20 protein-coding genes are annotated in these 22,441 nt (G+C 60.5%); 4 read left to right on the forward strand and 16 right to left on the reverse strand.

Annotated features, from left to right (window positions below):
- Positions 1-137 precede the first annotated feature (137 nt).
- The 3 genes from ACTD9P_RS11860 to ACTD9P_RS11870 all read left to right on the forward strand — a co-directional run bounded on the left by ACTD9P_RS11860 (position 138) and on the right by ACTD9P_RS11870 (position 1,943).
- Complete coding sequence (locus ACTD9P_RS11860) at positions 138-413, forward strand: polyhydroxyalkanoic acid system family protein (protein ID WP_017138585.1); 276 nt, start codon at positions 138-140, stop codon at positions 411-413.
- Positions 414-518: 105 nt separating this feature from the next.
- On the forward strand, positions 519-941 hold the full coding sequence (locus ACTD9P_RS11865) for a phasin family protein (protein ID WP_017138584.1): 423 nt from the start codon (positions 519-521) through the stop codon (positions 939-941).
- 12 nt (positions 942-953) lie between these two features.
- Positions 954-1,943 carry a phasin family protein gene (locus ACTD9P_RS11870; protein WP_438867860.1) on the forward strand — a complete coding sequence of 330 codons (990 nt, stop codon included), beginning with the start codon at positions 954-956 and terminating at the stop codon, positions 1,941-1,943.
- A gap of 86 nt (positions 1,944-2,029) precedes the next feature.
- On the opposite strand, the gene ACTD9P_RS11875 is transcribed toward ACTD9P_RS11870, so the two are convergent.
- From ACTD9P_RS11875 to ACTD9P_RS11900, 6 genes are all read right to left on the reverse strand, one after another.
- Positions 2,030-2,545, reverse strand: a complete 516-nt coding sequence (locus tag ACTD9P_RS11875; protein ID WP_438867861.1) for a fimbrial protein — start codon at positions 2,543-2,545, stop codon at positions 2,030-2,032.
- A gap of 17 nt (positions 2,546-2,562) precedes the next feature.
- Complete coding sequence (locus tag ACTD9P_RS11880) at positions 2,563-3,510, reverse strand: fimbrial protein (RefSeq protein WP_438867863.1); 948 nt, start codon at positions 3,508-3,510, stop codon at positions 2,563-2,565.
- Positions 3,511-3,538: 28 nt separating this feature from the next.
- Positions 3,539-6,070, reverse strand: coding sequence for a fimbria/pilus outer membrane usher protein (locus ACTD9P_RS11885; protein WP_438867864.1), 2,532 nt, complete (start codon positions 6,068-6,070; stop codon positions 3,539-3,541).
- A 160-nt stretch (positions 6,071-6,230) separates the two neighbouring features.
- Positions 6,231-6,998: a fimbrial biogenesis chaperone gene (locus tag ACTD9P_RS11890; protein WP_438867865.1), complete on the reverse strand. Its 768-nt coding sequence runs from the start codon at positions 6,996-6,998 to the stop codon at positions 6,231-6,233.
- The gene (locus tag ACTD9P_RS11895) at positions 6,995-7,777 is read right to left on the reverse strand and encodes a fimbrial biogenesis chaperone (protein WP_438867867.1); all 783 of its coding nucleotides are present in this window, start codon (positions 7,775-7,777) and stop codon (positions 6,995-6,997) included. The genes ACTD9P_RS11890 and ACTD9P_RS11895 overlap by 4 nt, the downstream gene beginning before the upstream one ends.
- Before the next feature lie 55 nt (positions 7,778-7,832).
- Complete coding sequence (locus tag ACTD9P_RS11900; protein WP_438867868.1) at positions 7,833-8,411, reverse strand: fimbrial protein; 579 nt, start codon at positions 8,409-8,411, stop codon at positions 7,833-7,835.
- 339 nt (positions 8,412-8,750) lie between these two features.
- Here ACTD9P_RS11900 and ACTD9P_RS11905 point away from each other — a divergent pair, with 339 nt between their 5' ends.
- Positions 8,751-9,446, forward strand: a complete 696-nt coding sequence (locus ACTD9P_RS11905) for a response regulator (protein ID WP_438867869.1) — start codon at positions 8,751-8,753, stop codon at positions 9,444-9,446.
- A 7-nt stretch (positions 9,447-9,453) separates the two neighbouring features.
- Here ACTD9P_RS11905 and ACTD9P_RS11910 read toward each other — a convergent pair whose 3' ends face one another.
- From ACTD9P_RS11910 to ACTD9P_RS11955, 10 genes are all read right to left on the reverse strand, one after another.
- Complete coding sequence (locus ACTD9P_RS11910; protein ID WP_438867870.1) at positions 9,454-10,074, reverse strand: TetR/AcrR family transcriptional regulator; 621 nt, start codon at positions 10,072-10,074, stop codon at positions 9,454-9,456.
- A 27-nt stretch (positions 10,075-10,101) separates the two neighbouring features.
- Entirely contained in the window at positions 10,102-11,784 is a 1,683-nt protein-coding gene (gene phaC / locus ACTD9P_RS11915) for a class II poly(R)-hydroxyalkanoic acid synthase (RefSeq protein ID WP_438867871.1), read from the reverse strand.
- 88 nt (positions 11,785-11,872) lie between these two features.
- Entirely contained in the window at positions 11,873-12,718 is an 846-nt protein-coding gene (gene phaZ, locus ACTD9P_RS11920; RefSeq protein WP_017138580.1) for a poly(3-hydroxyalkanoate) depolymerase, read from the reverse strand.
- A 175-nt stretch (positions 12,719-12,893) separates the two neighbouring features.
- Entirely contained in the window at positions 12,894-14,573 is a 1,680-nt protein-coding gene (gene phaC, locus ACTD9P_RS11925) for a class II poly(R)-hydroxyalkanoic acid synthase (RefSeq protein ID WP_438867872.1), read from the reverse strand.
- Positions 14,574-14,822: 249 nt separating this feature from the next.
- Complete coding sequence (locus ACTD9P_RS11930) at positions 14,823-15,200, reverse strand: gamma-butyrobetaine hydroxylase family protein (protein WP_438867873.1); 378 nt, start codon at positions 15,198-15,200, stop codon at positions 14,823-14,825.
- A 149-nt stretch (positions 15,201-15,349) separates the two neighbouring features.
- A complete protein-coding gene (gene hslU / locus ACTD9P_RS11935; protein WP_138817210.1) occupies positions 15,350-16,687 on the reverse strand; it encodes an ATP-dependent protease ATPase subunit HslU in 1,338 nt (445 codons plus the stop codon).
- 37 nt (positions 16,688-16,724) lie between these two features.
- Entirely contained in the window at positions 16,725-17,255 is a 531-nt protein-coding gene (gene hslV / locus ACTD9P_RS11940; RefSeq protein ID WP_010563201.1) for an ATP-dependent protease subunit HslV, read from the reverse strand.
- Between the two features lie 295 nt (positions 17,256-17,550).
- Positions 17,551-18,252: an SPOR domain-containing protein gene (locus ACTD9P_RS11945; protein WP_438867874.1), complete on the reverse strand. Its 702-nt coding sequence runs from the start codon at positions 18,250-18,252 to the stop codon at positions 17,551-17,553.
- 1 nt (position 18,253) lies between these two features.
- A complete protein-coding gene (gene argS, locus ACTD9P_RS11950; protein ID WP_438867875.1) occupies positions 18,254-19,990 on the reverse strand; it encodes an arginine--tRNA ligase in 1,737 nt (578 codons plus the stop codon).
- 186 nt (positions 19,991-20,176) lie between these two features.
- Positions 20,177-22,396: a primosomal protein N' gene (locus ACTD9P_RS11955; protein ID WP_438867876.1), complete on the reverse strand. Its 2,220-nt coding sequence runs from the start codon at positions 22,394-22,396 to the stop codon at positions 20,177-20,179.
- Positions 22,397-22,441 lie beyond the last annotated feature (45 nt).

Here is a 22,441-nt window from a genome sequence, read left to right on the forward strand (position 1 = left end):
CACCAAAAGAGAATGCGGGACATGATAATCCCCACCGCCTGCTTTGTCTTGGCAAGGCTGAAGGTAAGATAGGTGTTCATCGAGACCTTTTGCCGCATGGCAGGTGTTCTGAGTCGATATAAAGAGGAGTCATTGCGATGGCCCGTATTACCGTTGAGCGTGCACATTCCCTGGGTAAAGAAGGCGCGCGCGCGAAGGCCGAGAAGTTGGCGCACAAACTCAAGGAGCAATATGGCCTTGAGTCATCATGGTCGGGCGATAGCCTGAACCTCAAGCGTTCGGGGGTTAAAGGCACGGTGTTAGTCGCCGATGAATCGCTGCGTATCGATGTGGAACTTGGCCTGTTGATGTCGGCCATGAGCGGCACCATCAAGTCCGAAATCGAGAAAGCCCTGGATAAGGCGTTGGCCTGATCGATGTGTTCTTAGGGTGCCGATTCTAATTTTCCAGCCTACTTTGTGCCCAAGCCCTCAACTCCTGCGGGCCGTTCCTCGACCCTAATCTGCGTGAGGTGCACCATGGCCAAAGTTATTTTGAAGAAAAAAATCGACCTTCAGTCCACTGCCCTGAGTGACGTTAAAAGCTATGCCCGCAAGATCTGGCTGGCAGGACTTGGCGCCTATGCCAAGGTCGGCAGCGAAGGTGGCGAGTACTTCAAAGAGCTGGTCAAGACCGGTCAACATGTTGAAAGTAAAGGCAAAAAAGTTGTGGTTGAACAACTTGATGCCGCCAACAGTCAGATTGACCAAGTAAAGAGTAATGTCTCCAGCGTCAAAGGTTTGGTTGAAGTTCAACTGGATAAAGTTGAAAAAGCTTTTGACACACGTGTTGCAAGTGCCTTGAATCGGATCGGCATTGCGTCTAAACATGACGTGGAGACACTCTCTGCTAAGCTCGAAGAGCTGACGACATTGCTAGAACGTGTCGCGCGTAAACACTAAGGAGACATCGGGATGGCTGTTAAAAAGACTACTCAGAAAGAAGGCAGCTCGTGGATCGGGGAGGTTGAAAAATATTCCCGTAAGATCTGGCTTGCTGGTTTAGGCGTGTACTCGAAGGTTAGCAGTGACGGCGGCAAATACTTCGAGACCTTGGTCAAGGACGGCGAAAAGGCCGAGAAGTTGACCAAGACCACGGTTGGTAAAAAAGTTGAAGCGGCCAAGGCCACTGCCGGCTCCGCCAAGTCGAGCATTTCTGACACTTGGGGCAAGTTGGAAGAAACCTTCGACAAGCGTCTCAACAGTGCCATTTCGCGACTGGGCGTGCCCAGCAAAGCGGAACTGAAGACGCTGCACAGCAAGGTCGATACCCTGACCAGGCAAATCGAAAAACTCACCGGCGCTAAAGTGGCTCCGGCCAAAACCGCCGCCGCTAAACCGGCTGCCAAACCTGCGGCTAAAACTGCGGCGGCTAAACCGGCGGCCAAAACCGCTGCCAAACCACTGGTTAAAGCGGCCGCCAAGCCAGCTGCCAAACCTGCGGCCAAGGCCCCGGCTAAAGCAGCGGCAAAACCCGCTGCCAAAACTGCCGCTGCCAAACCGGCCGCCAAGTCTGCAGCAAAACCCGTTGCCGCTAAGGCCGCCGCCAAACCTGCGGCTAAACCTGCTGCCAAAGCCGCAGCAAAACCTGCTGCCAAGCCAGCGGCTAAAACCGCAGCTGCCAAGCCGGCCGCTGCCAAACCAGCAGTCAAGCCAGCCGCCGCTAAAGCTGCTGCCAAGCCTGCTGCAGCAAAACCAGTGGCTGCCAAGCCTGCGGCAAAACCTGCCGCCGCGAAGAAGCCAGCCGTTGCCAAAAAGCCTGCAGCGCCCAAGCCTGCTGTTGCGGCCAAGCCTGCAACCCCAGCGTCAAGCGTTTCGACAGCCAACTCGGTGTCCGCACCGACCCACGCTGCCACTGCCCCGACTGCAACGCCGGTAACCCCGACGCCATCCAGTCAGTCCTGATTTTCTCAGGGCACAAAAAACGCCCGGCCTGTGAAGGTCGGGCGTTTTTTTGTGCATTTACACCGTGGCCATGACGCCGGGCATTATCAGTTGTAAGTGATCGAGACGGTCACAGCACTGGCGAGTGTTCCCTGGGTAATGGCAGCACCGGTTTTGTTGTAAGCCGCCTTGAGCGCCAGGATGGCCTTTTTGTTGTTCGTCGCAACCGTTCGACTGCGCTGCGCCACCGTGCCGTTGGCCGGGATGGCTGCACCGCTCGACAGCCCGAGGGCGGTACCAGCCGAAGTCCCCGTGTTGGCAAAAAGCGCAGCGTTGTCGGCAGCCGGTGTACCTGCGAACAGGAAGATTACGTTTTTGACGTCCGAGTCGCAGTCGGCAGCGAGCTCAAAGTCGTGCGTGCCTGCGGCGTCGGCGCTGTCAAAATCCGAAACCTTGACTGGCGGTAGTTTGATGGCGCGGTTTACATCGCCCGCAATCAGGTTACACGTTCCGGCGTTGACCACGCCTTGAAAGGTCAGGTTGCCGCTGATGGCGGCCTGGGCAGCAGGCGGAGCCAGGCTCGCCGTGATTGCCAGCATCAGGGGCAGTGTTCGCAAAATCATCTTAAGTCCTTAGTGTTTCAGTTATAGGTAATGTTGACGGTGGCGGTGCTGACGAGCGTGCCTTGGCTGACAGTGCCGCTTTTGTGATACGCCGCGCTAAGCGGCAATACCGCACGATTGCCGGTTACAACCAGCGTGCGTTCGTTGTCGCTGCCATTGGCAGGAATGGTTCGGGTGGCCCCGTTGATACGCGAATACAGCCATAGCCCCACACCGCCGGCGGTGCCGGTATTGGCGAAGAGCAACGTATTCTCGGGCGTCGGGGTGCCGGAAAAGCGAAAGGTGACGTTGGCCGCATCGCTGCAATTGGCGGTCAGCTCGAAGTCGCGTTTGCCGGCAAACGGGCTGTTGTCGAAGGCGCTGACTTGCACCGGGTCGAGCGTGATGGTGCGGTTGACGTCACCTGCTGCGAGGTCGCAGGTCGCCGAAGGCCTTACAAAGCGCACCGGGTTACCCAGGCGCAACAATATGTTCGGCACGTTTTGCCAGGCGACCTGGAAAATATCCGCGCTGGGCATTACCCCATCGGTCACGGGGCCGATTTTGTAAAAGTACGCCTCAGCGTTCGTGAAGGTGACCCAGGTCCCGGCGTATTGGTAGTGGCTTTGATTGTGCAGGGCGAAGGAGTTAGTCACCCCGCGGGCATCCCTGATGTCCACGCGGATGCCGATACCCGGTACTTCGGTGTGATAGCTGCCTGTGGCCGCGTCCTTTTTGCGTGGGTATTTACCGGTGACTGTCAGCTTTGTGGGGGTGGGGCAGCGGATATAGAGCCCGGGCGCCGTGCCGCTGAAGGGCTGACGGGTAATCAGGCTGCCATTGGGAAGACTGTCCGGTACGGTAATGGTCGCCGGCAAGGTCAGGGTGTGCGTGGTGGCGCTGGGATAACTGTCGCAGTCGGCTTGCGCGGCAATCGGCAGGCCCAGGCCCAGCAGTGTCGAAACGAGTGTGAGGAGATGCTTCATGCTGTGTCTCGTAAAGTAGAGGTTACGCTCAAGGAGCGTGCTGGGCCTTGCAAATGCCCGCGTTCAGTTGATGTAAACGCGTGCCTCCATCTGGTTTGGCGCGCAGGTCGTAGTTGAACCGGCATGAAGCGCCCGCCTGGCTGCCCCACTTCACGGTCAACTGACCTTGCGTATTCGCAACGCGCACAAATGCCTTACCGGCCTGGCCGACAATCCCGACGCTGGCGCCGTTTTCGTCAAACACATCGGCACCAAACGGCAACGGGCCGCCGCCCTCGCGCACCGCTGTGATCAGTGCTGCCTGGCCGCTGACTGTTTCGAACTGCAACTGCACCACCGCGCCTGATCGAGGGGCGACGTTCTGAGCGGCGGTCTTTAACTCCACGTCGACCGACAAGTCCTTAGGGTCCAGCTCGACAACGTTCTGGCGGTAGGGCGTAAGGTGAGGGACTACGGCAAAGCCGCTTTTGCCGATTTGGGCGCTGTGATGACCATTGATCCGCGCACCCAGGGCGTCGGGCGCCCGGACGATGCCGATGGTGTCGCCCAACTCCGGTGCGAACGTCACGCCGCCGGCATGGGCGACAATGCCCCCCGTGATTCCAAATGATGTCGAGCGGTAGGCATTGCTCTGGCCGTAGCCCGCCGACAACATGCCGTGACTGGTCTGGTATTTAAGGTCGGCGCTGGTGGCGTTGCCGGTGCCCTGGGCCCGACTGCTGCTCACGCCATAACCCAACTCACTGCGCTCGCCAAGACTGCCACCCAGGCTTGCACGCTCGCCGTTGCTTTGGTCGCCCCGATAGGCGGTGGTGGTCAAGGTGGGAGAGCGTGCGCCACTGCCCAGTGGCAAACTCACGGTGAAATCGACCTGCTTGTCGACGCGTTCACTGAGCAGGTCACGGGTACGCTGCGCACTGACGGTGTAGTGCAGCCCCTGCCAGGTGCCGCTGTATCCGGCGGTGAAAGTCAGGTTACCGTTGGTACGGTTCCAATAGTTTTGCGAGGAGCCGGTCAGGTACAGCGAGGCGTCGCCCACGCTCTGATTGAGGCTGATGTCCATGCGGTCGCGCAGGCGCGAGACACTGTCGAGCTTCAACCCGTCGATGGCGAGGTCGCGAACGTGGGCAGCATCACTCACGCTCAAAAAACCTTCGGTGGAATACCGGTACGCACCGAGGGCGAAGTGAGTACCGGTGTGCGCAAAATTTTTGCTGTAGCGCAGTTGCAGGCTTTGCCCTTCACGCGAGGAGTGGCTCGGCAGGTGGGCGTTTGAGTGGGTCAGGTCAAGAGACAGCGCCCCGATGGGCGTGTTGAAGGCTGTTCCCACCAATTGCGACCGGTAGTCTTCGCCCATAACGGCGCCCGTGTAGGCTGTGAGCAGGTTGCTCAGTCCGTGCTGATAGGTGGCCTGCATCAGCGAGGGAGGGTGGTGCAGGCCAATTTCATCCAGCTGGCCGATACTCAACGAATGGCGGCCATAACCGGGGCGCAGCAAATTGGCGTTGGCAGCGAACGGCACAATGAACTCGCGTGTGCGGCCATCGGCCTCGGTGATCGTGACGTTCAGGTCGCCACCGTAGCCGGTGGGGAACAAGTCGCTGAGCACAAACGGGCCTGGGGCGACGGAGACTTCATCCAGTAACACGCCACGTTGGCGTACGCTGACTCGGGCGTTGGTCTCGGCAACGCCGCGTACCACCGGCGCAAAGCCGGTCAGCGAGTCGGGCAGCATCCGGTCATCGCTGAACAGGCTGGCGCCCCGCAGGCGCACGCTGTCGAACAGCTCGCCGGGGGTGTAGATCTCTCCCATCATCAACTGCGAGTGCAGCGGGCTCAGTTCACGTTGTGCATAGGTGGCGCTGCTTTGGTAACCCGAGGCGAGGTGGGTAGTGCTGTAGCTGCCGTTGTGGCGCCAGTGCCAATCGCCAAGGTTGAGCCCGGTGTTCAAACCCAGGTAGCTGGAGCCCAGCGAGCGGCCACTGGCTCGCGTGGCAAACGTATTGGCGTTGTAGCGCACAAATGCCGCGTTAATGCCGCTGTCCCAATGCTGTGGGTCAACATAGCCGCGTGGCTGACGCGCCAGGTAGATCTGCGGAATCTGCAGGTCCAGGCGGTTTTCACCCGCGTCGAATTGGCTGCCGGCACCGGGCAGGTAAGTCGCGATGTCGGCACAGTTGGCCAGTGCAGAGGTTGCAACGCCGTCCAGCGTGATGCCAAACCTGAGCAGCGCCTCGCGTGCCAGGCACAATTGCGCGCTGCGCTGGCCTTCGACGTTGGCGAACCACACAGTCTCGCGTCCGATCCATTGGCTGTTGAGGTGGACGTCGGCGCGGTAGCTGCCCGGCAGTACGACGTTGCCTTGGTTGAACCTGGAAATATCGACTTGCAGGCCACTCGCGCCGCCCGGAAAGAACGCCGGGTTGAACTCGACCTGCTCGGCAGCTGGGGCGCCGAGGGTATAAGCGCTGCTTGCCAGCAGCAGGCTATGCATCGCGAGCTTCAAGCGACGTTGTGCCTGGGGGCTGTTTTTCAGGCCGGCTGGCGTGTTCAAACTCATGGTTACCGCTCTCAAAAACAGGTGTCAGCCGAATGTCGGCATAGGAGGGCCCTGCCCGCATAAATGGGCATCGACACACAGGTGTGGGGTGAGGTGAATGGCGTGGCCGACTGACCACAGGCGACCTTCGGTTACGGTAGACGCCAGCGTGTCCTGTCGGTCATGACGCGACCTTGCTGCTATGGGCGACCTTCACCCCAAAGTCGTCGAGCGTCTGGAATTCCACGGTTACCGGGGTGCTGAACGACGACTTGAGCGTGGGCAGCTCAAAGCGATTGCGACCTGCGGGTATCACCATGTTTTCGCTGCCTGATAAGGCGCTTTTGCGGGCATGGCGCTGCCCGGCTTCCAGCACTTCGATGGTCTCGAACGTCACGTGATAAGGCGTGGGGTTGAAGACTTCCAGCGCTTGGCCTTGCGCGGTCGATATGCGACGCCATTGCAATTTTCCAGGCGCGGCCTCAACGGCATAAGGCAGCTTCGCCGGGCGCAAAAACAGTTTGATTCGAGAGCGGAAGGCGAGCTGCAGCTGATTGCTCTGCTGGGCTTCCAGCGATTGTGCGGGCACCTCCAGCACGTTGAACCAGAACATGCTCTCCTGGGTGGAGGGCAAGGTTTCGCCCGTATAGGCCACGCGCACCACCTGTTGTTTCCCCGGCTCCATGCGAAAGATCGGCGGCGTGACGACGAAGGGTATTGCCGTACTTTCAGGGGGTGCGTGCTCGTCGCCATTGTCCAGCCATGTCTGGACCAGCACTGGTGCCTGATTCTTGCTCTCCAGCCGGACTATCACTTCCTTGTCCTGCTGCGGGTAAATGATACGCGTGCTGCTGATCACGACACTGGCCTGCAGCGTGGTCGCGCCCAGTAGTGTCAGTGCCAGTACCGTGAGCCTCATCAGCCGATGTGAAATCGAAGGAGTGTTCATACAGGGGGGCATCCGGCGCTGGAAATAAGGTCAGCCGAGTGGCGCACGCGGGCACCGAAGTCGCTGACGGTGGTGAACTCAACCCTCGCAGCAGCGTTCGGGCGCTCTCGCAGCAGGGGGAGCGCGAACAGCTTTACGTCGCCGGCGGGCAGCAGCAGGCTATCGTTGGCCGCCTGATTGGGGGCTTTGCTGAACCGTTTGCCGGCGCTGAGCAATTCGACCGAGGCGAGTGAAATATGGTACGGCGTAGGGTTGGTGACGCGCAGGGCGAAACCCTGGTCGTGGGCCACCAGTTGCCATTGCAGTTTTGATGCGGCCTTGCCGACTGGGTACGGCAACGCCTGTGGGCGCAAAAACACCCGCAAACGGGTACGGAACGACAATTCGATCTGATTGTTTTGCGCGCTTTTGGTACTTGGGGGTATTTCCAGGACGTTCAGCCAGAAGAGCCTTTCGCGGTCGACAGGCAGCGACTCGCCGCTATAGCGCAGGCGCAACGCCTGTTGCTGGAGGGGCTCGATACGGAAAATCGGTGGCGACAGGGTGAACGGTGTGTTTGCCGTCGCAGGTGTTGAGTGACGGTCGCCGTTATCGAGCCAGGCTTGTACCAGTGCGGGGTGGTTGCCCTTGTTCTCCAGGCGCACAACAACCTCGTGGCGTTCGGCGGGGTATATCACGCGAGTGCCATGAATAATCACGCCGGCATCGGCGGGAAACGCCAGCAGTGCCAATACGGCAAAAACACAGCAGGCAAACCCAAGGCAAATTTTTCCTTTCATCGTCGTTGGTCTCTTCTCATCAGGATGGAGCCTGCTGTGCAGGCCCGCTCGCTCCTTATTCGGCGTACTCGACCATAAAGCCGACCCGCGTGTTGACCTTGCCTTCGGTGGCGGGGCCATTCGCATACAACTGCGCTGCCAGTGGGATGATTGCCTGGTTGTCGGCAATCACCACGCCTTCCGATTTCTCGGTGTAGACATTGATGGGCGTGCCGTTGCGGCCGGTGACTTCGACTTGCACATTTTTGGCGGTGGTGGAGTCCGAAGGGTCGTCGTAACCATCGATGTTCAACCGCCCGGTGGCCACGTCGATGGCCGGGCTGGTCGGGTCAAAGGCAATCATGGCGGTACGCCCGTTAGTGCAACTACCCTCGCCGGGGGCGCCAATGCGAATGGTAAAACCGGTCAGGTTGGCCCGGCTACCGGCGGTAGCCAGGCGTGCAGCGGACACGCCGCCCAAATTCACGTCCTTGACCACTGCACCGGTGCCAGGCGCCGCGCCTTCGATGGTGCACGTCACATCCGTCACCAGGCCGCTGAAGTTGATAACGCCATCGGTGGCGTAGACCGATGGCGATACAGCGGCGGCCAAGGCCAGGGCAGTTGCAACAGTAGATAAAACGTTGAATTTCATTGTCTACTCAGTCGTAAGTTATGGGTGTTGCCCGCCATCAGTCGAAGCGCAGCCTCTGTGGTTCTTGTCGATATTTTTGTGCTTGGCGGGTGGAGGTAATTTGTATCTAAAAGTGAATATTCTCTATAGAGAACTCGCGAGTTTTAGTTCGTGATTGTTCGAAAGGGTATTGTTTTGTTTTGGTTTTTTGGGGCGAGGCTAGTCACTGAGAAAAGTCTCTCAGAAGTTTCTGTAGGGGGTTACTGTAAGTAAGCGTGGTAATGTTGTGTACGTATATTGAACCCTGTGCCCGGCTGGGCTATAGCGTGCAGTTCTGCATTTATTTATGCGGGTGCTGTGATGCTGACTTCAATGGCTACTCTTTATACCGTCATGCTGTTAGATGACCACGAGATGGTTCGGCAGGGAATCGAGTTGGGTGTGGCCAAGGAGGCTGACATCGAAATCATCGGCTCCTTCGCAACGGGGAGGGAATTGCTTGAAGCGCTGGCGCGCCGGCCATCGGATGTCGTGGTCATGGACTTCATCCTGGCCCCGTCAGACATTGATGGCCTTAGCCTGTTGCAACTACTGCATCGGCGTTTTCGCAAGTGCAGGCCGTTAATTGTGTCGTCGCACTACACGCCTGCAACCGTTTCACTGTCTTTAAAGGCGGGATGTTGGGGGATAGTGAGTAAAACCCAGACCCTGGCGGAGTTGATCATCGCAATTAGAACAGTGGCCCAGGGGCGAATTTACCTGCAACCCTCTATGGTGCCGGCACTGCAGGATATGCAGCCCATTCTGGATGTGGCAAAGATCAACTCGAACATGAGTGTGTCTGCGCCCTTGTCGTTGCGCGCCAGGCTTACTCCCAAAGAACAGGAAGTATTGCGCTGTTTTCTGGATGGCATGTCCGTGAACTCAATTGCGGCCAAGTTCTCACGCAGTGCCAGTACGATCAGTACGCAAAAACAGTCGGCCTACCGAAAGTTGGGTATCAGCAGCGACAGCGAACTGTTTAAGTTCACTCAGCAGTTCGGAGAGCCCGGTTGAGGATCCTTCAGGTGTGATCATCCAGATAGCGCAGTGCCAAGCGCTCCGTCGCCTGCCGCGCCGGTAACAGCAGGTGTGGCGCTACCAGCATCATGATCTGGTACACCACCACACGCACCTCGCCCTCGCGGTCGAGAATCCGTTGGTAATCCAGGGAGAACAGCAGCGTCATGGTGATTTGCTCCACCAATTGCCCCAATGCCTGGGTGTCACTGACCAATTGCCCCGCGGCCTTCAATCGCGCCAACAATGAGGCCAGGGTACGTTTGAGCGCTGTCAGCAAGTTGCGAATGCCCTTGGCCAGCTTTGGCAGACGCCCGGCCAGGTTTGACAGGTCCTGGAACAGAAACCGGTAATGGGCCAGGCGCTCGATGATCAGGTGCAGGAACAGCCAGTAATCCTCGGGTCTCAGTTGCGCATCCGCCGGTGGGTCGAGCAATGGCGCCAGTTCATTCTGGAAACGCTCGAACAACCCGAGCACCAAGGGCTCCTTGCCATGGAAGTGGTAGTAGAGGTTACCGGGGCTGATCCCCATTTCATTGGCCACCTCCATGGTCGACACGTTCGGCTCGCCCTTTTGGTTGAACAACTGCAGGGCACATTCAAGGATACGGTCGCGGGTCTTCATCCAGTCTTCTTAATCTGATCGTTGAGCTCAGCGCACCCGCACGTAAGTGCCCGGCGCCGCTTCCATCGGTGGGTAATTCTGGTTGCCCAGGGCGGTGAGGGTTTCGCGTTGCACGCCCGAACGCTGCTGGATCCACGCCAGCCACTGCGGCCACCAGCTGCCTTCGACGTGGCTGGCGTCGTAGTACCAGGCGCGCGGGTCGCTGCTCAGCTTGAGGTTTTCGACGTAGTTGGCCTTGGGGTTGCCCGGCGGGTTGAGGATGCTCTGGATATGCCCGCTGTTGGACAGTACAAAGCGCCGCTCGCCGCCCAGCAGTTGCGTGGAGCGATACACCGCGTCCCACGGCGTGATGTGATCGTTGATGCCGGCCACGCTGAAGCTGTCCACCGTGACTTTTTGCAGGTCGATAGGCGTGCCGCACACCTCCAGGCCGCCAGGGTGGCTGAGCGGGTTGTGCTTGAAGAAGTCCAGCAAGTCGCCATGCAACGCGGCGGGCAGGCGCGTGTTGTCGTTGTTCCAGTAGAGGATATCGAACGCCGGCGGCTCTTTGCCCAGCAGGTAATTATTGATCCAGTAGTTCCAGATCAGGTCGTTGGGGCGCATCCAGGCGAAGACCTTGGCCATGTCGCGGCCGTCCAGTACGCCTTGCTGGTAGGAGCGGCGCTTGGCGGCTTCGAGGGTCTGTTCATCGGCAAACAAGGTGGCCGGGCTGTCGATCTGGCTGTCCAGCAGGCTCACCAGGTAGCTGGCGCTGGAGATGCGCCGCAGCTGACGCTTGGCTTGCAGGTGGCCTTGCAGCGCGGCGATGGTGAGGCCACCGGCGCAGGCGCCCATCAGGTTGACCTCACGGGCTCCGGTAATCGCCCGGCACACATTCAGCGCTTCCTCCAGCGCCGCCACATAGGTGGACAGGCCCCATTCGCGGTGACGCACATCCGGGTTGCGCCAGCTGACCATAAAAGTCTGCAGGCCGTTTTTGAGGGCGTATTGCACAAAGCTGTTGGTGGGGCTGAGGTCGAAGATGTAGTACTTGTTGATTTGCGGCGGCACGATCAACAACGGCTTGGCGTACTGCTTTTCGCTCATGGGCTTGTATTGGATCAGCTCCAGCAGCTCGTTGCGAAACACCACGGAACCTGCGGTGGTTGCCACCGTTTTGCCCACTTCAAAAGCGTGTTTGCTGACCTGGCTGGGCAGGCCGTTGTTGTGCAACAAGTCGTTAAACAAATTGCTCACGCCGCGTACCACACTGTTGCCGCCGGAGTTGAGCAGCTCCTTGATGGCCAACGGGTTGAGCAAGGTGTTGGAGGGCGAGACGGCATCGTTGATCAGCGAGAAGGCAAAGTGCGCGCGGGCGCGGTCATCGGCGCTCATCGAGCTGTCGTCGATCCAGTGACGGGTCTGCTTCTGCCAGCTCAAATAGGCTTGCAGGCTGCGCCGGTACAGCGGGTTAAGCGCCCAGGTGGGGTCGGCGAAGCGGTTGTCGGCGGGGTTGGGGGCATGCACGGTTTCACCCAGCAGCACGCGGCCGAGTTGGCCGCCCAAGGCCAGGGCGTGCCGAGCGGTGTACAGCGGGTTGCGCAAGCCATGGTCGGCGACGCTGCGCAGGGTCGCCAGCAAATCCCGGCCTCGCAGGCCACTGATCGCGTTTTGCGCGTTGATGAACGCGGCTGGGGTGGGCGCCGGGTTCGTCACGGGTCTTTCTCGCATGAGCCAACACTCCTTCGTCAAGCCATCAACAGGCACGCCAATTCAGAACCATAGTCGGTTCCTGGCAAGTTGCGCGGCGGCGTAGTCCTTACACCGCGGGTCGGGGGTGAATCACCGCGCGCAGGCGCTCCTCCTCAAGAAACTTCATGATGATTGGCGCCACGGCTTCGGCGCGGGTAATCAGGAACAAGTGGCCATCATCGATGATGTGCAGCTGTGCGTTGGGGATGCGCCAGGCGAGCATGCGCATATTGATCAGCGGGATCAGCGGGTCGTCATCGCCGGCCAGCACCAGGGTCGGTTGGCGGATCTTGTGCAACCAGTGAATGCTGGTCCAGCCAAGGCCGGCAAACAGCTGCCAGTAATAACCGAGCTTGCCCGCCGAGCGCACTTTGCTCGCGTGTTCGGCGGCCAGTTTGGAATCGCGGCGGAACGAGCCGCCATAAATCATCGGTGCAATGCGCACTACGTGGGATGGTTGGATATAACGCCTGGGGCTTGCCATCAGCCATAGCACCTTGGGTTTGCCCGGCACCATAAAGGCCCCGGCTGCCGTCGCCGCCAGGATCAGTTTTTTGCAGCGCTCGGGGTAGTCATAGGCAAACTGTTGCGCCAGCGCGCCGCCCCAGGACACACCCACCGCATTCACCTGGCCATAGTCCAGGTAGTCGAGCATGCGTGCGGTGAGCTTGGCCAAACCGGGAAAGCGATAGGGCACGCTGGGCGTTGAGGAGCCCCCCACACCTGGCACATCGAAGGCGATCACTTCCAGGTCCGGGTCCAACGCCTGGACGAACGGAAACACCAGCTCCAGGTTGGCGCCGATGCCGTTGAAGATCAGCAGCGGCGTCAAGTGCGGCTTGCCTGGGCGTACCGCCGTACGGATGGTCTGGCCATCCAGGTCGATGGTACGGAAGATGAACGGTTGCGGCATGGGCTTACCCTGCGAAATGGCGCGATATTTCCCTGTCGGAACCCGATCAATGTGGGAGCGGGCTTGCTCGCGAAAGCAGTGAGTCAGTTGATGCATTCGGTGGCTGACACACCGCCTTCGCGAGCAAGCCCGCTCCCACAGTTGAACGCATTCCAGCTACAAAACAGTGTTTCGTTTATCGTTCGTGCACATAAGTACCCGGTGCCGCCTCAGCTGCGGCATAGGCTTTGCTACCCAAGCTTGTAGGTGCTTTCTTCAATTTGCCCGCCCGTTCTGCCTGCCACGCCTGCCAATGCAGCCACCACGAGTCAGTGTGCTTGGTGGCATTCTCCTGCCACTCCAGCGGCTTGCCGGCCAAACCGTCGCTGGTCTGGTAACGCGCCTTGGGGTTGCCTGGCGGGTTGAGGATGCTCTGGATATGCCCACTGCTGGACAGCACAAATTCCACTTTGCCACCAAACAACTGCGCCGACTTGTAGCACGACTGCCACGGCGTGATGTGGTCGTTGGTGCCGGCCAGGGAATAGATATCGGCGGTCACCTGCTTGAGGTCGATCGGCGTGCCGCACACTTCCAGGGCATTGGCGCGCACCAGCGGGTTGTTCTTGAACAGCTCAATCAAATCGCCATGGAAGGCGGCCGGCAAACGTGTGGTGTCGTTGTTCCAGAACAGGATGTCGAACACCGGCGGCTCGTTGCCGAGCAGGTAGTTATTGACCCAGTAGTTCCAGATCAGGTCGTTGGGGCGCATCCAGGCGAAGACCTTGGCCATGTCGCGGCCCTCCAGCACACCGGCCTGGTAGGAGTGGCGCTTGGCGGCTTCCAGGGTCTGTTCGTCGACAAACAGCGCCACCTGGGTGTCCAGGGTGGTGTCCAGCACACTCACCAGCAGGGTCAGGGCGTTGACCTTCTTCTCGCCCAGCGCCGCGTAGTGGCCCAGCAGCGCGGTGCAGGTGATGCCACCGGAGCAGGCGCCAAGCATGTTCACGTCTTTGCTGCCGGTAATCGCCGTGACCACATCCACCGCTTCTTTGAGCGCCTCGATATAGGTCGACAGGCCCCACTCGCGCTGCGCCTTGGTGGGGTTGCGCCAGCTGACGATAAACGTCTGCTGGCCATTGCGCAGGCAGAAGCGCGCCAGGCTCTTCTCCGGGCACAGGTCGAATACATAGAATTTGTTGATCTGCGGCGGCACCACCAGCAGCGGGCGCTCGTGCACCTGTTCGGTGATGGGCTTGTACTGGATCAGCTCCAGCACGTCATTGCGAAACACCACGGCGCCTTCAGTGGTGCCCAGGGTCTTGCCGACTTCAAAGGCCCCCATGTTGACCTGGCTGGGCATGCCGCCGTTGTGCACCATGTCTTTGGCCAGGTGGGACAGGCCATCAAGCAGGCTTTTGCCGCCGGTTTCAAAGAAGCGTTTGACCGCCGCCGGGTTGGCCGCGCTGTTGGTCGGGGCCATGGCTTCGGTCATCAGGTTGATCACGAAGTGGCCGCGGCTGATGTCCTGTTCGGACAGGTTGCTGTCGCCGATCCAGTCGTGCAGTTCCTTGCGCCACGCCAGGTAGGTTTGCAGGTAGCGCTTGTAGAGCGGGTTCTGGCTCCACGCCGGGTCGTTGAAGCGACGGTCATCGCCTTCGGGGGCCAGTGCGGACTTGCCGAACATCACGTTCTTCAATTCCACGCCAAAATGCGCGACGTGTTTGACGCTGTGCAACGGTTGCTTGATGGCTTGGGTCAGCACCATCTTCGCTGAGGCCAATAAATCCTTTTTGCGTAACGCGATGATCGGGTTCAGCCCCAGGGTGTTTTCCGAGGCCTGGCGTTTCAAGTCATCGTTATTCTTGTTACTCATCTACGACGCTCCATTGTCCGAAAGACGAGTACCGGCGATTGCTGCGCACCCAATTTCGATACACGACACCAGCCTGGTACTGCGACTCGGGTGACCGTTGATACCGCATCGTCAAATGCAGGGAACTTGCCAGTTCCATTGGTTACCCGAGTTTAATTTTTTTCGCAAGCGGGCCAATCATTGACCACGCGACAGGGCATTCAAGCAGATGAAATTAGAAAATGCCCTCTAAAGAGCAAGACGCCCGAGTTAGAGCATCAGCCGCACGACCGATGCGCTCGGGTCGCGGGTTTTGCCGGCGGCTTTGAGTTCAGCGAGGTAGTCGGCCCACAGGTCTTCCTGGCGCACGGCCAATTGGTAGAGGTAGTCCCAGGTGAACAGTCCGCTGTCATGGCCGTCGTCGAAGGTCAATTTCAGTGCGTACTGGCCGGCGGGTTCTATCTTGGTCAGCCGCACGTTGAGCTTGCCGAATTGCAGGATGGGTTTGCCGTGGCCCTGGACCTCGGCGGAAGGCGAGTGGGTGCGTAGCAGCTCGGCGGGGAGCTGGTAGACCTCGCTCGGCCCGTAGGTGAGGCCGAGAGTGTTGGAGGTTTTGTGCAAATTTACAGCGGTGGGGAATTTGGTCATGGCGCAAGTCGTCCAGTATGGCTGCTATGTGTGGCGAGGGAGCTTGCTCCCGCTGGGCTGCGTAGCGGCCCCAAAATCTTGGGAGCGCTTCGCTCTCCAGCGGGAGCAAGCTCCCTCGCCACAAAAGGCCGCTGTCACAGATAGATGACTTACAGGATATAACGAGACAGATCTTCGTTCTGCGCCAATTCGCCCAGGTGGCTATTGACGTACTCAGCATCAATCTTGATCGCTTCGCCATTCTGCAAGCCAGCCATGTCGCCCGCACTGAAGGACACTTCCTCCAGCAAGCGCTCAAGCAGGGTGTGCAGGCGACGGGCACCGATGTTCTCGGTCTTCTCGTTGACCTGCCAGGCAATCTCCGCCAGGCGTTTGATGCCGTCCGGCTGGAACTCGATGCCCAAACCTTCGGTTTTCAGCAGTTCGCGGTATTGCTCGGTGAGCGAAGCATGCGGCTCGCTGAGGATGCGCTCGAAGTCGCCAGGGGTCAGCGCCTTGAGTTCCACGCGAATCGGCAGGCGGCCTTGCAGCTCCGGCACCAGGTCGCTTGGCTTGCTCAGGTGGAACGCGCCCGAGGCGATAAACAGGATGTGGTCGGTCTTGACCATGCCCAGCTTGGTGTTCACGGTGCAGCCTTCGATCAACGGCAGCAGGTCGCGCTGCACGCCTTCGCGGGACACATCGACGCCGCCGGAGTTGCCGCGCTTGGCCACCTTGTCGATCTCGTCGATAAACACGATACCGTGCTGCTCGACCGCTTCCAGGGCTTTGGCCTTGAGTTCTTCCTCATTCACCAGGCGCCCGGCTTCTTCGTCGCGCACCAGTTTCAGCGCGTCCTTCACCTTGAGCTTGCGGCTTTTCTTCTTGCCCTTGCCCATGTTGGCGAACAGGTTCTGCAGCTGGCTGGTCATTTCTTCCATGCCAGGCGGTGCGGAGATGTCGACGCCGGACACTTCGGCCACTTCGATCTCGATTTCCTTGTCGTCCAGCTGGCCTTCACGCAGGCGCTTGCGGAACAGCTGGCGGGTGTTGGAATCCGAGCTTGGCGCGGCGTCTTCGTTGAAGCCCATGCGTGCCGGTGGCAGCAGGGCATCCAGAATACGTTCTTCGGCGGCGTCTTCAGCGCGATGGCTGACCTTGGTCACTTCCTGTTCGCGCAGCATCTTCAACGCGGCATCGGCCAGGTCACGGATGATCGACTCGACGTCACGGCCGACGTAGCCCACTTCGGTGAACTTGGTGGCTTCGACCTTGATGAACGGGGCGTTGGCCAGCTTGGCCAGGCGCCGGGCGATTTCGGTTTTACCCACGCCTGTCGGCCCGATCATCAGGATGTTCTTGGGCGTTACTTCAACGCGCAGTTCTTCGGGCAGTTGCATCCGGCGCCAGCGGTTACGCAGCGCAATGGCAACGGCGCGCTTGGCATCGTCCTGGCCGATGATATGGCGATTAAGTTCATGGACGATTTCGCGGGGAGTCATGGACATAGTGTTTGGCGGCCTCAAGCGGGAATAAGCCTACGGCTTACTCGGCGAGGTCCTGCTCCTCAATGGTGAAGTTGTGGTTGGTGAACACGCAGATATCGCCGGCGATACCCAGGGCGGTCTCAACGATTTCGCGGGCCGACAGGTCGGTTTTCTTCAACAGGGCGCTGGCTGCCGCCTGGGCGTAGCCGCCGCCGGAACCCATGGCGATAAGGCCGTGCTCGGGTTCAACCACATCGCCGTTACCGGTGATGATCAAGGACGCGTCTTTGTTGGCGACGGCCAACATGGCTTCCAGGCGGCTGAGGGAGCGGTCGGTGCGCCATTCTTTGGCGAGTTCGACAGCGGCGCGAACGAGGTGGCCCTGGTGTTTTTCCAGCTGGCCTTCGAAGCGTTCGAAGAGGGTGAAGGCGTCGGCAGTGGCGCCAGCGAAACCGGCGAGCACCTGGCCGTGGTACAGGCGACGCACTTTTTTGGCGTTGCCTTTCATCACGGTGTTGCCCAGGGAAACCTGGCCGTCGCCGCCCATGACAACTTTGCCGTGGCGACGTACTGAAACGATGGTGGTCAAGGGGAGAGTCTCCACGCAGCGGGGCGAAAATGCCCTGATGGATTCTCATATGGGGGTGGCGGGGGGGATTTCAACCGTAGGACGTGTGTGCGGACGAGTGGCGGTTATGTGTCGAACGCGGCTCCGAGAGCGCTGAAAATCAAATGTGGGAGCGGGCTTGCTGTGGCGAGGGAGCTTGCTCCCGCTCGACAGCGCAGCTGGAGTCGGCTTTTTGGGGGCGCTTCGCACCCCAGCGCAAGCAAGCTTGCTCGCCACAGCAAGCCCGCTCCCACATTGGTTAGGTTTTGGCTTTAAGTCAGCGACTCTGGCGTTGTTGTAACAACAAATTGCTAAAGCCTGCGCCCGCCAGTTGTTTCTGCGCCACGGTCAGCTGTTCACGGTTGCTGAACGGCCCCACCAGCACGCGATACCAGGTCGCATCCTTGACCGTGCCGGACTCAACCGTCACCGACTGGCCCAACAAAATGATCTGCGCACGCACGCGATCCGCATCCGCCTGTTTCGGGAACGAGCCCGCTTGCAGGAAGAACCTGGTCACCGGCGCCGCCTTGGTGGCCGCTACCGGTGGCGCTGGTGGCGGGGTAATCCCGGCCAGCGCAGCCTGGGCACGTGCAGTGTCGATTTTCGCCGCTTCTGCTGGCGTCACCGGCGTGGTCGGCACTTGCGGCGTCGGCAGGGTTTTCTCCGGCACGGCATCAGGCGGCACGATCACTTCCGATTCCGGCAGCAGCGTGTAGAAGTCGTATTTCGGCTTCACGGGTGCGGTCGGGCTTGGCGCTGTTTTATTGGCCTCGGCGATTTTCGTGGCCTTCTGCTGTTCTTGCTTGACCCGTTTGACGTCATCGCCCTTGCCGGGCTCCAGCTTCATCAGGATCACCACAAACGCGCCGACCGCCAGGCCGATAGCCATCCACAGCCAGCCCGGGATTGGTTTCTTCGCCGGTGCCTGATAGCGGCTGGCGCCGCGCTTGGGTGCAGGTTTTTTCTTGGCAGCCAACTTACATACGCTCCAGGGTTTCCAGGCCTAACAGTTCCAGGCCTTGCTTGAGGGTCCGTCCAGCCAGTGCGGCGAGGCGCAGGCGACTTTGCTTTTGGGCTTCATCGTCGGCAGTGAGGATCGGGCAGTTCTCGTAGAAGCTGGAGAACAGGCCGGCAACTTCGTACAAATACGTGCAGAGGATATGCGGCGTGCCTTTTTCGCCGACGCTGTTCAGCACTTCGCCGAATTGCGCCAGTTTGGCCGCCAGGTCCTGTTCGTGCGGGGCATCCAGCACGATCTGGCCTTCAACCTGGCTGAAGTCCTTGCCCAGCTTGCGGAACACACCGGCCACACGGGTGTAGGCGTACAGCAGGTACGGCGCGGTGTTGCCTTCGAAGTTGAGCATCAGTTCGAAGTTGAAGCTGTAGTCGCTGGTGCGGTGCTTGGACAGGTCGGCGTACTTCACTGCGCCAATGCCCACTACGCGGGCGATGTTGCGCAGGTCGGCCTCGGCCAGCTCCGGGTTCTTTTCCTTCACCAGGCTGTAGGCACGTTCCTGGGCTTCGTTGAGTAGGTCGATCAGTTTCACGGTGCCGCCGTCGCGGGTCTTGAACGGGCGGCCATCCGCGCCGTTCATGGTGCCAAAACCCATGTGTTCCATGTGCATCGGGTGGGTGACGAAACCTGCGCGGCGCGCCACTTCGAACACCTGCTGGAAGTGCAGGGCCTGGCGCTGGTCGACAAAGTACAGCGCGCGGTCGGCTTTGAGCACGCCGCTGCGGTAGCGCACGGCTGCCAGGTCGGTGGTGGCGTAGAGGTAGCCGCCATCGGCCTTGACGATGATCACCGGCAGCGGCTCGCCGTCGGCGGTCTTGAATTCTTCGAGGAACACGCACTGCGCGCCGTTGCTCTCAACCAACAGGCCTGCGGCCTTGAGGTCGTTGACCACGTTGATCAGGTCGTCGTTGTAGGCGCTTTCGCCCATTACGTCGGCCATGGTCAGCTTCACGTTGAGCAGCTCGTAGATTTCCTGGCAGTGCGACAGCGAGATATCCCGGAAACGCGACCACAGTGCCAGGCATTCAGGGTCGCCGGCTTGCAGCTTGACCACCAGGCCACGGGCGCGGTCGGCAAACTCTTCGGATTCGTCGAAGCGCTTTTTGGCGGCGCGGTAGAAGTTTTCCAGGTCGGCCAGCTCGTTGCTGGTGATCGGGTTTTCCTGCAGATACGCCATCAGCATGCCGAACTGGGTGCCCCAGTCGCCCACGTGGTTCTGACGGATCACGGTGTCGCCGAGAAACTCCAGCACCCGCGCCACGCCATCGCCAATGATGGTCGAGCGCAGGTGGCCCACGTGCATCTCTTTGGCCAGGTTGGGCGCCGACAGGTCAATTGCCACACGCTCCACGGGGCCAGCCTTGCGCACGCCGATCCTGGCGTCGGCCAGGGCCGCGTCCAGGCGCGAAGCCAGGGCCTGGGTGTTCTGGAAGAAGTTGATAAAGCCCGGGCCGGCGATTTCGGCCTTGGTCACACTCTCGTCGGCCGGCAGCGCAGCGATGATTTTCTCCGCCAGGTCGCGCGGTTTCATGCCCGCAGGCTTGGACAGCATCATCGCGATGTTGCTGGCGAAGTCGCCGTGGGTCTTGTCGCGGGTGTTTTCCACCTGGATCGCCGGCGACAGGCCTTCAGGCAACACACCTTCGTTGACGAGTTGGGTGAGGGCTTGTTGGATCAGCTGGCGAATGGTGTCTTTCATGGTGTTCTCTTTCGACCGCAAGCGGCGGCGCGCGATGCGCAGGTGGAAAAACTGGGCATTATCCGTGGCGAGGGCGGGCTTGCCAACCGTTCAGACAGGTTGGTAGACCTGCGGGCCTCATCGCGGGCAAGCCCGCTCCCACATTTTAATGGGTGAATACTTCTACATGTGTGGGTTGGCTTGCTATCAATACAGGTCCACTGGATCCACATCCAACGACCATCGCACTTGGCGGCCGCTGGGCATTTGCTCCAGAGCAAGCATCCAGCTACTTAACAGCCGATGCAGCGGTGCACGCGACGTTGCCTGCAAGAGTAGCTGAGCGCGATACCGCCCGGCGCGGCGCTCCATCGGTGCGGGCACCGGGCCGAGCAATTCGATGCCGGTCAGACCCAGTTCGCCGAGCAAACGTTCGGCGACGCTGCAAGCCTCGTCGAGAAAACTTTCGGCCTGCCCTGGCTTGTGCGCTTCGGCGCGCAACAGCGCCAGGTGGGCAAACGGCGGCAGGCCGGCGGAGCGGCGTTCGCTCAGGGCCTGTTCGGCGAAAGCGAAGTAGCCTTGTTCTGTCAGTTGAATCAGCAGCGGATGGTCGGCCAGGTGCGTCTGGATAATCACTCTGCCCGGTTCTTCGGCCCGCCCGGCACGGCCTGCCACCTGCACGATCAACTGCGCCATACGTTCACTGGCGCGGAAGTCGCCGGAGAACAAACCACCGTCGGCATCCAGGATCGACACCAGCGTTACCCGTGGGAAGTGGTGCCCTTTGGCGAGCATCTGCGTGCCGATCAAGATGCACGGCTGGCCTTTCTGAATGGTCGCGAACAGCTGGTTCATCGCGTCTTTGCGTGAGGTGCTGTCGCGGTCGACGCGCAGCACCGGGTAATCCGGGAATAGAATGCCCAGGCGTTCCTCGGCGCGTTCGGTGCCCGCACCCACAGGGCGCAAATCCACTTTGCCGCATTGTGGACAGTGGCGCGGTACGCGCTCCACATGGCCGCAGTGGTGGCAGCGCAGTTCGCCGTGGCGCTGGTGTACGGTCATGCGCGCATCGCAGCGTTCGCACTCGGACATCCAGCCGCAGTCATGGCATAGCAGTGTCGGTGCAAAGCCTCGGCGGTTGAGAAATACCAGCACTTGCTGGCCGGCGGCGAGGGTTTGGCCGATGGCTTGCTGCATCGGCCCGGAAATCCCGCTGTCCAGCGGGCGACTTTTTACATCCAGGCGCAGAAAGCGTGGTTGCTTGGCGCCGCCTGCGCGCTCGTTGAGGCGCAGCAGGCCATAACGGCCGGTGTAGGCGTTGTGCAAACTCTCCAGCGAAGGCGTGGCCGAACCCAGCACAATCGGGATGTCTTCCTGGCGCGCGCGCACCAGCGCCAAGTCGCGGGCGTGGTAGCGCAGGCCTTCCTGCTGTTTATAAGAGCCGTCGTGCTCCTCGTCGATGATGATCAGCCCGGGATTTTTCATCGGCGTGAACAGTGCCGAGCGGGTGCCGATAATAATGTCGGCCTCGCCGTCCCGTGCCGCCAGCCAGGCTTCCAGGCGCTCGCGGTCGTTGACCGCCGAATGCACCAGCGCGATGCGGGCGTTGAAGCGCTGTTCGAAGCGCGCCAGTGTTTGCGGGCCGAGGTTGATTTCCGGGATCAGCACCAGCGCCTGTTTGCCGGCCTGCAGGGTTTCGCGGATGAGCTGCAAATACACTTCGGTCTTGCCGCTGCCGGTGACGCCGGCCAACAGGAAGGCATGGAAACTGTCGAAACCGGTGCGAATGGCCTCATAGGCGGCGCGTTGCTCGGGGTTCAGCGGTAATTCTGGCTGGGCCAGCCAATGGTCGTGGCGCGGGTCTGGCGCGTGTTTGCGGATTTCCACCTGCACCAAGCCCTTTGCCAGCAGCAGGTCGAGGCTGTCTTTGCTTAGCATCAACTTGCTTAACAGCTGGTGGGCCACGCCGTGGGGGTGTTGGGCCAGGGTTGCGAGGGCTTCACGCTGGCGTGGGGCGCGGGCGATGCGCGGGTCATCCAGGCGCGCGCCGGGCACCATCGACCAGAAACGCTCCTGGCGTGCTTCAGCCAGTTCGCCCTGGCGCAGCAGCACCGGCAGCGCCCAGCTCAAGGTATCGCCGAGGCTGTGCTGGTAATACTGGGCGGTCCACAGGCACAGCTTGAACAGCGCGGGCGGCAGTGGCGGCGTGGCGTCGAGGACGGCCAGGGCCGGCTTGAGCTTTTCGGCGGGGACTTCACTGTGGTCGGCCACTTCGATCAGGATGCCGATCATCTCGCGACGGCCAAACGGCACGCGCACACGCATGCCCGGCTGCAACTGCGCCCGCAACACACCGGCCGGGGCCCGGTAGTCAAACAGGCGGCGCAGGGGCGAGGGCAGGGCTAGGCGCAAAATGGCGTCGGGCACGCGGGGAGTCTCATATAAAGGCAGGCGGTGGCGCAGGGGCGGGAG

It is taken from the genome of Pseudomonas onubensis (assembly GCF_965653655.1).
GTDB lineage: Bacteria > Pseudomonadota > Gammaproteobacteria > Pseudomonadales > Pseudomonadaceae > Aquipseudomonas.